Raw genomic sequence first — 13,641 nt, forward strand, 5'->3', positions numbered from 1 at the left:
GTTAGCTTCCTATCCTATAGATATTACTGGTATTTATTAATTTCACATGCTATCTTTTCCCTGCATCAGGTCACTTGGCACGGGAACCAACGACAAGAACATGAGGAAGATAGCCGCAATCCTGCTGATGTTGGTCTGCTGGCCGCTGTTGGCGGGCCAGACTGTGGTCAATAATCTGCGTATCTGGGCGGCACCGGACCATACCCGACTGGTGTTCGATACCAGCCATCCGGTCAATCACAAACTCTTCACCCTGAAAAAACCCGACCGACTGGTGATCGATATCAATGGCGCCCGACTGACCGGCCCCATGCCGGCGGTGAGCGACAATCCCCTGATCAAGCAGTTGCGCAGTGCCCAACGCAAGGATGGCACCCTGCGGGTGGTGCTGGATCTCGATACCCAGATTCATCCAAAGAGCTTTGTCCTCCGGCCAAACAGCCAGTACGGGCATCGTCTGGTGGTGGATCTGTATGGCGAAACGGCGCGTAAGCCGGGTGACACCGTACAGAAACCGGTAAAGCAGTTGGATAACAACGGCATGCGGGATGTCATCGTGGCCATTGACGCGGGACACGGCGGTGAAGATCCGGGTGCCATTGGGCGACGCGGAACCTATGAAAAGCAGGTGGTGCTCGCCATTGCCCGCAAACTGGCCGGACTGATCGAAAAAGAGCGCGGTATGAAGGCGGTGATGATCCGGGATGGTGACTATTATCTCGGCCTGCGCAAGCGGATGGACCTGGCCCGTTCGCATCGCGCGGATCTGTTCGTTTCCATTCACGCCGATTCCTTCCGTGATCCCAAGGCGCGCGGCTCGTCGGTCTATACCCTCTCCAAGCGTGGGGCGTCGAGCGAGGCGGCGCGCTGGCTGGCCGAGAGTGAAAACAGTGCCGATTTGATCGGTGGCGTCAAGCTGGAAGACAAGGATGATGTGCTCGCCTCGGTGCTGCTGGACCTCTCCCAGACCGGTACCGGCCAGGCCAGCCATGAGGTGGCCGGCAAGGTCCTGGGCCGGTTGAGACGGGTTGGCAGAACCCACAAACCGACGGTGCAGCAGGCCGGGTTTGCGGTCCTGAGATCGCCCGATGTGCCTTCGATTCTGGTGGAAACGGCCTTCATCTCCAATCCGGAAGAGGAGCGCAAGCTGCTGGACCCGAGGCATCAGCAGAAGGTGGCGGGCGCCGTCATGGACGGTCTGCGCGGTTACTTCCACGACAGCCCGCCGCCGGGCACGCTGCTGGCCCAGTTGAAATCCAGGCAGCATACCATTGCCCGGGGCGATACCCTGGGGGCGATCGCCGATCGCTATAACATCAGCCTGGCCAATCTGAAATCCGCCAACGGCATCGCCGGCGATGTGATCCAGGTCGGTCAGGTGCTGATGATTCCGGGTACCTGAGCGCCCAGCGCGGCCGAACAACCTTCCTTATTCACGGTTTCTTTCCAGCCCCGAATCGGCAAAGAATTTTTACTCTCGCCAAGTACGCCAAGGAACGCCAATCCTTGCCTTTAAAATTTTGCGTTCTTGGCGTCTTGGCGAGATTCCATCTGCCACCTTCATTCAGCGGCGCTCGATCAATGCATGGATCAAACCTGAACGATATCCCGGTAATGCCGGGGATTACCTCTAACTATCCGATAAACGTCCCGACACCTCACGCCCGCTTCTTATTACTGGTTATAATCCAGTATTCAATCCGTACATCAGGTCCGGGATGCGGTTGGCCGCTGCAGGCGTCGCGTCCCGGCCAATCGACAAGGTTCATATGCGCATACAGGCACTCCCCGCACAATTAATCAACCAGATCGCCGCCGGTGAGGTGGTGGAGCGTCCCGCCTCCGTGATCAAGGAGCTGGTGGAGAACAGTCTGGATGCCGGTGCCACCCGGATCGAGGTGGATATCGAACAGGGCGGGGGGAAACTGATCCGGGTACGTGACAACGGCGGCGGGATCCATCCCGAAGATCTGCGGCTGGCGTTGTCGCGCCATGCCACCAGCAAGATCGGCACACTGGAAGAGCTGGAACGGGTCAGCAGCATGGGGTTCCGGGGGGAGGCACTGCCGAGCATCGCCTCCGTCTCGCGCCTCACCATCGCCTCCCGGGCCAGCGGGCAGGAGAGCGGTTGGAGTGTCAGCGGCGATGGCGGGGAGCGGATCGCCGACCCGGTGCCGAGCGCCCACCCCCAGGGCACCACGGTGGAGGTCAGGGATCTCTTCTACAACACCCCGGCACGGCGCAAGTTCATGCGTGCGGAGAAGACCGAGTTCAGTCACATCGAGACCCAGCTGAAGCGGCTCGCCCTGAGCCGGTTCGATGTCTCGTTCACGCTCTCGCACAACCGCAAAGAGCTGTTTACCCTCCCGCTGGCCGCGCAGCTGCAGGAACAGGAGCGGCGGCTTGCCGGTCTGCTGGGGGGTGCGTTCCTGGAACAGGTGATTCATCTCGAACGGGATCAGGCCGGACTTGCCCTGCGTGGCTGGGTGGCCCGTCCGGTCTTTTCCCGCAGCCAGGCCGATATGCAGTATTTCTATGTCAACGGACGCATGGTCAGGGACAAGCTGGTGACCCATGCCGTACGTCAGGCGTTTCAGGATGTGCTGTTTCATGGTCGCCACCCGGCCTATGTGCTCTATCTCGATCTCGATCCACTGCAGGTGGACGTGAATGTGCACCCGGCCAAACATGAGGTGCGTTTCCGTGACGGCCGAATGGTGCATGGCTTTATCTATCGCACGCTGCACCAGGTGCTGGCGGATACCCGACCGGGACAGGAGGTCGACCGGACCACCGGGGAGATCCGCCTGCTGGAGGTGGAGCGGTCGGCGACCCCGGTATCCGGCACCGCTCCGGTGGCCTACCAGCGCCCGCTGGGTTTTCAGGTACAGGAGCGCCAGGCCGGTTATCAGCCGGGCTATCAGTCCAGTTTTGAAATGCAGCGGCCGTCCCCGGCATCGCTGGCCGCGGTGGAGGAGTCGGCCGATGAAGTCCCTCCCCTCGGTTTCGCCCTGGCGCAGCTGAAGGGAATATATATCCTCGCCGAGAACGCCACTGGCCTTATATTGGTGGACATGCATGCCGCACACGAGCGGATCACCTATGAACGCTTCAAGCGGGCGGTGCTCGAAGGGGGTATCAGTCGCCAGCCGCTGCTGGTGCCTGTCTCGGTCGCGGTGAGTGCCCGGGAGGGCGACTTGGCGGAGACCCATCGGTCGTTGTTCAGTGAACTGGGCATGGAGGTCGATCGGCTCGGCGCCGAGACCCTGGTGGTGCGCGCCATACCGGTGCTGCTGCAGGGGGCGGACGCGGAGAAGTTGTTGCGGGATATCCTCTCGGACCTTGTGGTGCACGGCAGCAGCGAGCGCATCCGCGACGAGATCAACCAGGTGCTGGCCACCATGGCCTGTCACGGTTCGATCCGGGCCAACAGACGCCTGACCGTCGAGGAGATGAACGCCCTGCTGCGGGACATGGAGCGCACCGAGCGCAGCGATCAGTGCAATCACGGGCGTCCCACCTGGGTGCAACTGGATATGGCCCGGCTCGATAAGCTGTTTCTGCGGGGCCAATAGTGACCGATCGGACCACCGACCGGCCACTACCGCCGGCCATCTTCCTGATGGGCCCCACGGCGTCCGGCAAGACCGCGTTGGCCATCGAGCTGGTCCGGCATCTGCCCTGTGAGATCATCAGTGTCGATTCGGCGCTGGTCTATCGCGGCATGGATATCGGCACGGCCAAGCCGGACGCCGCCGAGCTGGCCCAGGCCCCACACCGCCTGATCGATATCTGCGATCCCGCCGAGGCCTACTCGGCGGCCCGCTTTCGCGAGGATGCACTGGCCGAAATGGCCGAAATCAGCGCCAGTGGGCGCATTCCCCTGCTGGTGGGGGGCACCATGCTCTATTTTAGGGCGTTGGAGTACGGACTCTCGCGACTGCCGGAAGCGGATCCTGGCATCCGCGCCGACCTGGAGCGGGAGGCGGGGGAATCGGGATGGGAGGCGTTGCATACCCAGCTGATGCGGGTTGACCCCGCGGCGGCGGCGCGGATCCATCCCAACGATCCGCAGAGAATCCAGCGGGCACTGGAGGTCTATCGTCTGACCGGGCAGCCCCTGTCCCGGTTGCAGGGGCAGGCGGAGCGGAACGTATTGCCCTATCGGTTGGTCAAACTGGTTCGGGCGCCCCAATCGCGGGCGGTGCTGCATCAACGGATTGCCGAACGCTTCAACAAGATGCTTGCCGAGGGGTTCGAGGCAGAGGTGCGGCAGCTACTGCAAAGGGATGACCTGCGGCCGGAGATGTCCTCCCTGCGTTCGGTGGGATACCGCCAGATGATCCGCTACCTGCAAGGGGAGTGGGACCGGGAAACCATGATCGAGCGGGGCATTATCGCCACCCGCCAGCTGGCCAAGCGCCAATTCACCTGGTTGCGCTCCTATCCGGATGTGCACTGGCTGGATGAAGAGGCGGGGAATATTTTACAGCAGGCCTTGAAAATAGTCCGTTCAGGCCTCAGTTTGGGCTAACAGTGTGAGCTGTGTGTGAAAATACTGGCGAATTATTGGACTTTTTTCTGGTACAAGCTTGTACCATAAGCTATTTTTTAAATACCGACGCGATATTACAATAAGGAGAATTCCGATGTCCAAGGGGCAAAGTCTACAAGACCCTTTCCTCAACACGCTGCGAAAAGAGCGTATACCCGTTTCGATCTTCCTGGTGAATGGAATCAAGCTACAGGGGCAGATTGAATCATTTGATCAGTTTGTGGTCTTGTTGAAGAACACCGTCAGCCAGATGGTGTATAAACATGCCATCTCGACGGTGGTTCCCGCCAGGAATGTGCGTTTGCAGATGCCGACAGGTGATGAACCGGTAGAACCTGGTAACAGCTGATCAACCTGGCAAAGCGACGATGACCTGCCGTTTTGGCGAAGGCGTCAACGGCAGGCGTCGCAACACACCCGCGCCGAATCCAACCGCCGCCGCTGAATTTCAGTTATAATTTGTGATGCCATTTTCTCCATCTCGTTCTGTGGTTAAAGGCGATGCGGTCCAAGCCCTGTTCAGAACAGATGCCGGTCTTCAGCTCTTCAAGAAAGCGCCCATCTATCGTCCTCAGACATTATGCCCTTGATCATTTGTTCCCCAGGTTTAAAAAAGTGTTCGCCCGGCTGCAGGGCCGATCGGTTCATAGCTCCAGGTTCGTGTGAGGTTTGCCGTGTTTGAACGTCCAAAAGTAGGCGAGAAGGCGATCCTTGTGCACTTGGACATGCAGGTCAAGGCCGATCCTGAGGAGCTCGACGAGTTCCGTGAACTGGTGGTTTCCGCCGGAGCGACGCCCGCCGCCCTGATCACCGGCAGCAGGCGGTCGCCGGACCCGCGTCTGTTTGTAGGGAGTGGTAAGGCGGATGAGATCAGGGATCTGATCCAGGCCGAGGAGGCGGAGCTGGTGATTTTCAACCATCAGCTCTCGCCAAGCCAGGAGCGTAACCTGGAACGGGAATTCAAGTGTCGGGTGGTCGACAGAACGGGACTGATCCTGGATATTTTTGCCCAGCGTGCCCGCTCTTTCGAGGGCAAGCTGCAGGTGGAACTGGCACAGTTGCGGCACCTCTCCACCCGTCTGGTGCGCGGCTGGACTCACCTTGAACGACAGAAGGGCGGTATCGGGCTGCGTGGTCCAGGTGAAACCCAGCTGGAAACCGACCGGCGCCTGCTCAATCACCGCATCGCCCAGATCCGCAGGCGACTGGAAAAAGTGGATAGCCAGCGGAATCAGGGCCGTAAGGCCCGCAGCAAGGCCGAGATCCCGACAGTTTCACTGGTCGGCTACACCAACGCCGGTAAATCGACCCTGTTCAACATGCTGACCGACGCCGAGGTCTATGCGCAGGATCAGCTGTTTGCTACCCTGGATCCGACCCTGCGCCGCCTGGACCTGCCGGGCGAGGGTGGCTGCATCCTGGCGGATACGGTAGGCTTCATCTCCCACCTTCCCCATGAACTGGTTGCCGCCTTCAAGTCGACCCTGCAGGAGACCTCCGAAGCCTCACTGTTGCTGCATGTGATCGACGCGGCCAGCCCGCAGCGGGCGGTCTGTGTCGCGGAGGTGAATGACGTACTGAAACAGATCGGTGCGGCGAGGATCCCGCAGATCGAAATCTACAATAAAATAGACCTCCTGGACACGGAGGTGCCGCGAATCGAACGCAGTGAAGATGGTCTGGTCAAACGAGTCTGGTTGTCGGCGCTCAGTGGCGCAGGCGTGGAACTGCTGTTGGAGGCATTGGCCGAGTTTTATCATCAGGAGCATGTGCACAGGTTGCTGCAACTGCAACCAGCCGATGGCCGCCTTCGCGCGCGACTTTTCGAGCTGGGCGGGGTCATCTCGGAACAGGTTACCGATACGGGCGGCTGGGATATGGAAATCGATCTGCCGAAAGTCGCCTATGACCGTCTGCTGCAGCAGGAGTCGGCCCTGGAAAGCCGCCTGGTGATCAGATAAGCGATAAAATGATTCGCTGTTGGCCCTGGGAATGTTAAGTTAAGAGAAATTCGCTGCCCGGATGTTTGTGAAGTATCCTCCGGGTGTATTGTTTGATACGAGAAGAGTGGAGTTATCAATGGCCTGGAATGAACCCGGGGGAGACAATAAAGATCCCTGGAGTGGCAAGGGTGGTGATCAAGGCCCGCCTGATCTGGATGAAGTGGTCAAGAAGATGCAGGACAAGCTGGGCGGGCTGTTCGGCGGCAAGGGCGGAAACGGTGGTAACCGTTCCGGCGGGGGGTCGATGGGCGGTCCCGCGGGCACCAAAGGGATCATCGGTCTGGTGCTGCTGGGTCTGATCGTGCTGCTCGGTTTCAAGAGCTTCTATACTGTTGCCCCGGCCGAGCGCGGGGTGGTGCTGCGTTTCGGTGCCTATCATGACGTGACTCAGCCGGGTCTCAACTTCCTTGTTCCGGTGGTGGACGACGTCATCAAGGTGAACGTGGATCGGATCTCCACGTTTCCGTTGAAAGACACCATGCTGACCCGGGACGAGAATATTGTCGATATCGAACTGACGGTACAGTTCCGGGTGCAGGACCCGGTGGAATACCTGTTCCAGGATCGTGAACCGGACAAGACCATTCGTGACGCAACCGAGACGGCACTGCGTGAAACCATCGGCAAGAGCAAGCTCGATTTCATCCTCACCGAGGGGCGTGGTTCGATCGCCAACGATATCAAACAGCGTACCCAGGATTTGATCAGCTTTTACAAAACCGGCCTCGTCGTGACCAGTGTGAATACCCAGCCGGCAAAACCGCCCGAGCCGGTAAAGAGTGCGTTTGACGACGCGATCAAGGCGCGCGAGGACAAGACCCGGCAGGAGAACCAGGCTGAGGCCTACGCCAACGATGTGGTGCCGCGCGCGCGCGGTGCCGCTGCACGTGTGGTCGCTGCGGCAAAGGCTTATAAGCAGCAGGTGATCGCAGAGGCCGAGGGTGAAACCTCACGTTTTCTGGCAGTGCTGAAAGAGTACGAGAAGGCGCCGGAAGTCACCCGGCAACGCCTCTACCTGGAGACAATAGAGCAGGTTATGGGAAGTACCAACAAGGTGATTATGGATGTGAAGGCCGGGAACAGCCTGATGTATCTGCCTATCGACAAACTGATCGAGGCAAGGCCGGAGACCAGCAGAAGCAACACCCGCGCACAGACACCGTCTGTGAGCGAGTCCGTGGATACCTCGCGGCTTGATGATAGCCGCAGCAGGAGGGTTCGCTAATGAACAGTGGAAAGATTGGTATCTTTTTTGTCGGCGTTGTCCTGCTGATCGGGCTGGCCCTCTCAACCCTGTTTGTGGTGAATCAGTGGGAGATGGCAATCAAGCTGCAGTTTGGCCGGATTGTCGATTCCGACTATTCACCCGGACTCCATTTCAAGATTCCCTTTATTCAGAACGTGAAGAAGTTTGATGGCCGCATCCAAACCATGGACTCAAATCCGGAGCGATTCCTGACCAACGAGAAGAAGGATGTGATCGTCAACTCGTACGCCAAGTGGCGCATTATCAATCCGGCGCAGTATTTCCGCGCCACCGGTGACAATGAGGCCAATGCCACACGCTTGTTGTCGGAACGGATCAATACCAGTTTGCGTGATGAATTCGGCAAGCGCACCATCCAGGAGGTGGTATCGGGCGAACGTGCCGAGATCATGGCCCTGCTGACCAAGGACGCCGATGAAAAGGCCGCGGAGCTGGGAATTGAAGTCCTGGACGTGCGGGTAAAGCAGATCGATCTGCCCAAAGAGGTGAGTCAGTCGGTCTATGACCGCATGCGCGCCGAGCGCGAGCGGGTCGCTTCAGAGCTGCGTGCCCAGGGTGCCGAGGAGGCGGAGAAGATTCGTGCCAACGCCGACGCCGAGCGGATCGTGATCCTGGCCAACGCCTACAAGGAGTCGGAAGAGACCCGTGGTGAGGGGGATGGCCTGTCGGCGGAAATCTATGCCGGGGCATTTACCGAAAATGAGGAGTTCTATTCCTTCTATCGCAGTCTCAACGCCTATGACAAGACCTTCAACAACAGCGGCAATATGATGGTGCTGGATCCGGAGTCGGAATTCTTCCGCTACTTCAAAAACGCGGAAGGTAGAAAAATAGAAAACTGAGGTGTATCCACCTGCCGCTCGCGGCAGAAATGGACAAGTGGGGCCTGGTTTGGCAGAATCAGCCCCCCTGTCCAAACAAACCAGAATATTCCGGCCGGGTTATTCCCCCGGCCTTTTTTTGTCCAGGGATGGACTTATGCCGCGGAGGCCATGGATGGCCGGGAGCGGCTTTGCCAGGGATGGACTTATAACGCGAAGCACGATATTGCGCGGGAGCGTATGCGGACAGTGATATGTGGCACGACTTGTTGATTGCCTTGGCGCTGGTGATGGTGATCGAAGGGATTGTTCCCTTTCTCAGTCCCGGTGCAACCAAGGGCATGATGTTGACTATTGCCAAGATGGACGACAAATCCCTACGGATCAGCGGCTTGGTCAGTATGATCCTGGGCGTGTTGACACTCTATCTTGTGAATTAGATTGAGAAAACCATGAACAATGCACATTGGTTGTTGCCGGAGGGAATTGATGAACTGCTTCCCCCCAGGGCACTCCAGCTGGAAATGCTGCGCCGGGATCTTCTCGACCAGTTCAATAGCTGGGGATACGACCTGGTATCACCCCCCTTTATTGAATATCTGGAATCGCTGCTGACCGGGACCGGCGGGGATCTGGATCTGCGCACCTTCAAACTGACGGATCAGATTACCGGCAGAACCCTGGGCATCCGGGCGGATATCACCCCCCAGGCCGCACGCATCGATGCCCACCAGTTGCGGCGGGAAGGGCCTACGCGCCTCTGTTATGTCGGGACAGTGCTGAATACCCGCAATGACGGTTTTGCCGGTTCCCGTTCACCCGTGCAGATCGGTGCCGAACTCTACGGCCATGCGGGCGAGGAGAGTGACCACGAGATCCTCTGTCTGATGCTGAAGACCCTGGAGCGGGCCGGTATCGACAACGTCTATCTCGATCTCGGCCATGTGGGAATTTTTCGCGCCCTGGCACAGGAGAGTGGTCTGGACAAGCAGCAGGAGCTGGCCCTGTTCGATGCCCTGCAACGCAAGGCGGTGTCGGAGATCGATGCACTGCTGGACAGCTATGGATTGGGCGCCGACGCGCATCGGCGCCTCACCTCGCTGGCCAGCCTGAGCGGCGACGATGCCCTGGAGCGGGCGCGGCACTTGTTGGCCGGTGCCGGCCCGGCGGTACAGTCGGCCCTGGCCCAGCTGGAACGGCTGGCGGCGCTGCTGGTGGAACAGCGACCGGACGTGCCGGTGCATTTTGATCTGGCCGAACTGCGCGGTTACCACTATCATACCGGGGTTGTATTTGCGGCTTTTGTGCCCGGGCTCGGGCAGGAGATTGCCCGTGGCGGGCGCTATGATGACATCGGCCAGCTGTTTGGCCGGGCACGTCCGGCCTGTGGTTTCAGCGCCGACCTGAAGATGCTGATGCGGCTGGGCAAGGCCGAAAACCTGAAACAGACAACCGGGGTATTTGCCCCGGCAGAGGATGACCCGGCCTTGCGGCAGCGGGTGGATGAACTGCGCGCCGAAGGGCGCCGGGTGGTTGTTGCGTTGCCTGGACAGACGGGCGATGCGGGCACAATGTGTTGTGGGGAGGCCCTGGTAAAGCAGGGTGATAACTGGGTTGTCAAGACGCTCTGAGGCCTCTGGCAGACTCGTGGAATCACGTATTGATGAGTACGAACATGGGTAAAAATGTAGTAGTAATCGGCACCCAATGGGGTGATGAAGGCAAGGGTAAAATCGTCGATCTGCTGACCGACCGGGCCGAGGCTGTTGTCAGGTTCCAGGGGGGGCACAACGCCGGCCATACCCTGGTTATTGACGGCAAAAAAACGGTTTTGCATCTGATTCCCTCCGGGATTCTGCGGGAGAATGTCCGCTGTCTCATCGGCAATGGTGTTGTGCTCTGTCCCACCGCACTGCTGGAAGAGATGGAGGTGCTGAAGCAGAACGGGGTGCCGGTCCTGGCGCGGCTGGGGATCAGCGAGTCCTGTCCCCTGATCCTGCCCTACCACATCGCCCTGGATCAGGCCCGTGAGTCCGCGCGCGGTTCGAAAGCGATCGGCACTACCGGGCGCGGCATCGGACCCGCCTATGAGGATAAGGTCTCCCGTCGGGGTATCCGCTTCGGCGAGCTGTGTGACGTGGAGCTCTACAAGGAGCGGCTGCGCGAGGTGATGGAGTACCATAACTTCATCCTGGTCAACTACTTCAAGGCGGATGCGGTCGATTATCACCAGGTGCTGGATGAGTCGTTGGCCCAGGCGGAGATCCTCACCCCGTTGATCGAGGATGTGACCGGTACCCTGCACCAGATGCGGGCCGAAGGCCGCAACGTCATGTTCGAGGGGGCCCAGGGGGCACTGCTGGATATCGATCACGGCACCTACCCCTACGTGACCTCCTCCAATACCACCGCCGGGGGCGCGGCCAGCGGCACCGGTGTGGGACCCTGCCATATCGATTACGTGCTGGGCATCGTCAAGGCCTACACCACCCGGGTCGGCGCGGGACCGTTTCCCACCGAGCTGTTTGACGCCGTGGGCGACCGTCTGGGGGAGAAAGGGCATGAGTTCGGTGCCACCACCGGGCGCAAGCGCCGCTGTGGCTGGCTCGATGCCGTGGCGCTGAAGCGCTCCCTGGAGATCAATAGTGTCACCGGCATGTGTATCACCAAGCTGGATGTCCTGGATGAGCTGGAGACCCTGAAGATCTGTGTCGCCTATAAACTCAACGGCAGCGAAGTCAGCGTTCCGCCGGTCGGCGCGGACGGCTTCGAAAAGTGCCAGCCGGTCTATATGGAGATGCCGGGCTGGAGCGAATCCACCATCGGGGTTGCCGGTATCGAGCAGTTGCCAGAGAACGCCCGCCTTTATCTTCACAAGATCGAAGAGTTGACCGGTGTGCCGATCGACGTGATCTCCACCGGCCCGGATCGTAAAGAGACCGTGGTGGTGCGTCACCCCTTCGATGCCTGAGGTGACAGACTCCTAGCGTGCGCAACGGGGCTCGCGTGGGCCCCGTTTGCCGTTCGCTTCCTGGAAGGACCACGGCGAGGTCGTGGCTGCGATAAAGCTATCTATCCTGCCGTTTAGCCTGTACAATCCCGCGCCTTCCTCATATCCTGACTCCATTGAGCTTCTTCGGTGGATCCAACACCCGCCAGAGGTAATCTCCATGGACTCCGTACCCGTTACCGCAGGTTTCGACACATTTGGCCTGTCGCCGGCCGTACTCAAGGCGATTCAGGATCAGGGGTATGAGACCCCGACGCCGATCCAGGCGGCCTGTATTCCCGAACTGCTGGCCGGTCGTGACCTGCTCGGACAGGCCCAGACCGGAACCGGGAAGACCGCCGCCTTTGCCTTGCCGCTGTTGAGCAAGCTCACCCTCGGTTCCCGGGATCCACAAATCCTGATTATCACCCCAACCCGGGAACTGGCGCTGCAGGTGGCCGAGGCGTGTAAGAGTTACGCCCGGCATATGGGCGGATTCCATGTCCTGCCGGTCTACGGCGGTCAGGGGATGAGTCTGCAGCTGCGCCAGTTGCAGCGCGGGGCCCATGTGATCGTGGGCACGCCGGGGCGGGTGATCGATCACCTGAAAAGGGGCACCCTGAAGCTTGAGAACATCAAATGCCTGGTGTTGGACGAGGCGGACGAGATGCTCAAGATGGGCTTCAGCGAGGAGGTCGAATGGATCTTCGAGCAGGCCCCGGAACAGCGCCAGGTCGCGCTCTTCTCCGCCACCATGCCGGACGCGATTCGCAAGGTGGCGAAGAAATATCTGCGTGATCCGGTCGAGATCAAGATCAAATCGAAAACCGAGACGGTGACGGCGATCGACCAGGTGCACTACGTGGTCAGTCGTGACCATAAAATGGATGCGATGACGCGCATTCTGGAGGTGGAAGAGTTTGACGGCATGCTCGTGTTCGTCCGCACCAAGCTGGCCACGGTCGAGGTGGCGGATAAGCTGGAAGCGCACGGCTTTGCCGCCGAGGCGCTCAACGGCGACATGAACCAGGCGATGCGCGAGCGCACCGTGGACCGGTTGAAGCAGGGCAAGTTGGATATCGTGGTGGCTACCGATGTGGCGGCCCGCGGACTGGATGTGGAGCGCATCAGCCATGTGGTCAATTACGATATCCCGAATGACCCGGAGTCCTACGTGCACCGTATCGGGCGAACCGGGCGGGCGGGCCGCAAGGGCAAGGCGCTGCTGTTCGTGCAGCCCCGGGAAAATCGCCTGCTGAAGGCCATTGAGCGTTCGATCCGACAACAGATTCCGGCCGTGGAGCTGCCCTCCGCCGGTGACCTAAGCGAGCACCGGATTGACCGTTTCACCACCCTGATCCGGGAAACCCTGACTCAACAGGACCTGGATTACTACTATCAGCTGGTCCAGCGTATGGCTCAGGAACAGGAGATGAGCGAGCTGGATATTGCCGCGGCGCTCACCTATCTGGGACAGAAGGAGCGGCCGTTTATTGTCCGGGAGGTGGCCGATTCCGGTGCCAAACGCGCCAGGGCCAAGAGCAAAAATGAGCCAGGGACCTATCGGGCTGAAGGTTCGCAGGATAAGACAAAACATAAACCCAAGGCCAAGACCGAGCGCGGTCCCCGCAAGAGCGATGTCCCCATGGAGACCTATCGCTTGCAGGTGGGCTCGAAGCATGGGGTGACGCCCCGTGAAGTGGTCGGTGCACTGGCCAATGAGGCGGGGCTGGACGGAGCCCATATCGGCCAGATTCAGATTGCCGAGGATCATACCCTGGTGGATCTGCCGGAGGGGATGCCGGATGATGTCTATAAGCACCTGCAGCGGGTCTATGTCTGTAACCAGCCGTTGCGACTTAAACCGGTGAAGCCGCATCAGGCGGGGGCGAAATCTCAGCCGGACAAGGCCAAAATGGTCAAGAAGCGCGATAAGAAACCGAAGCACAAAAAGGCCATGCCGCCGGCCGCCGAAGGCTAATTAATAGGGCGCCCCATGGGCGCCG

General features: G+C 59.8%; 11 protein-coding genes. All 11 read left to right on the forward strand.

Annotation, left to right across the window (positions count from 1 at the left end; genetic code table 11):
* Window positions 1-100: 100 nt before the first annotated feature.
* A complete protein-coding gene (locus tag NPX02_RS02015; RefSeq protein ID WP_260291497.1) occupies window positions 101-1,402 on the forward strand; it encodes an N-acetylmuramoyl-L-alanine amidase in 1,302 nt (433 codons plus the stop codon).
* Between the two features lie 367 nt (window positions 1,403-1,769).
* Window positions 1,770-3,575: a DNA mismatch repair endonuclease MutL gene (gene mutL, locus NPX02_RS02020; RefSeq protein WP_260291498.1), complete on the forward strand. Its 1,806-nt coding sequence runs from the start codon at window positions 1,770-1,772 to the stop codon at window positions 3,573-3,575.
* 47 nt (window positions 3,576-3,622) lie between these two features.
* Window positions 3,623-4,534, forward strand: a complete 912-nt coding sequence (miaA, locus tag NPX02_RS02025; RefSeq protein WP_260291662.1) for a tRNA (adenosine(37)-N6)-dimethylallyltransferase MiaA — start codon at window positions 3,623-3,625, stop codon at window positions 4,532-4,534.
* A 115-nt stretch (window positions 4,535-4,649) separates the two neighbouring features.
* Window positions 4,650-4,904 (forward strand): RNA chaperone Hfq, encoded by a 255-nt coding sequence (gene hfq / locus NPX02_RS02030; RefSeq protein ID WP_260291499.1) that lies wholly within the window; start codon window positions 4,650-4,652, stop codon window positions 4,902-4,904.
* 325 nt (window positions 4,905-5,229) lie between these two features.
* Window positions 5,230-6,516 (forward strand): ribosome rescue GTPase HflX, encoded by a 1,287-nt coding sequence (gene hflX, locus NPX02_RS02035; RefSeq protein ID WP_260291500.1) that lies wholly within the window; start codon window positions 5,230-5,232, stop codon window positions 6,514-6,516.
* A gap of 118 nt (window positions 6,517-6,634) precedes the next feature.
* Complete coding sequence (hflK, locus tag NPX02_RS02040) at window positions 6,635-7,783, forward strand: FtsH protease activity modulator HflK (RefSeq protein ID WP_260291501.1); 1,149 nt, start codon at window positions 6,635-6,637, stop codon at window positions 7,781-7,783.
* Window positions 7,783-8,667, forward strand: coding sequence for a protease modulator HflC (gene hflC, locus NPX02_RS02045; RefSeq protein WP_260291502.1), 885 nt, complete (start codon window positions 7,783-7,785; stop codon window positions 8,665-8,667). Before hflK ends, hflC begins: the two co-directional genes overlap by 1 nt.
* A 233-nt stretch (window positions 8,668-8,900) precedes the next feature.
* A complete protein-coding gene (locus tag NPX02_RS02050) occupies window positions 8,901-9,086 on the forward strand; it encodes a DUF2065 domain-containing protein (protein WP_260291503.1) in 186 nt (61 codons plus the stop codon).
* A 12-nt stretch (window positions 9,087-9,098) separates the two neighbouring features.
* Window positions 9,099-10,277, forward strand: coding sequence for an ATP phosphoribosyltransferase regulatory subunit (locus NPX02_RS02055; protein ID WP_260291504.1), 1,179 nt, complete (start codon window positions 9,099-9,101; stop codon window positions 10,275-10,277).
* Window positions 10,278-10,321: 44 nt separating this feature from the next.
* The gene (locus NPX02_RS02060; RefSeq protein ID WP_260291505.1) at window positions 10,322-11,617 is read left to right on the forward strand and encodes an adenylosuccinate synthase; all 1,296 of its coding nucleotides are present in this window, start codon (window positions 10,322-10,324) and stop codon (window positions 11,615-11,617) included.
* 199 nt (window positions 11,618-11,816) lie between these two features.
* Window positions 11,817-13,616 (forward strand): DEAD/DEAH box helicase, encoded by a 1,800-nt coding sequence (locus NPX02_RS02065; protein ID WP_260291507.1) that lies wholly within the window; start codon window positions 11,817-11,819, stop codon window positions 13,614-13,616.
* The last annotated feature ends 25 nt before the right edge of the window (window positions 13,617-13,641 follow it).

Source organism: Sedimenticola hydrogenitrophicus (assembly GCF_025175675.1).
Lineage (GTDB): Bacteria > Pseudomonadota > Gammaproteobacteria > Chromatiales > Chromatiaceae > Sedimenticola > Sedimenticola hydrogenitrophicus.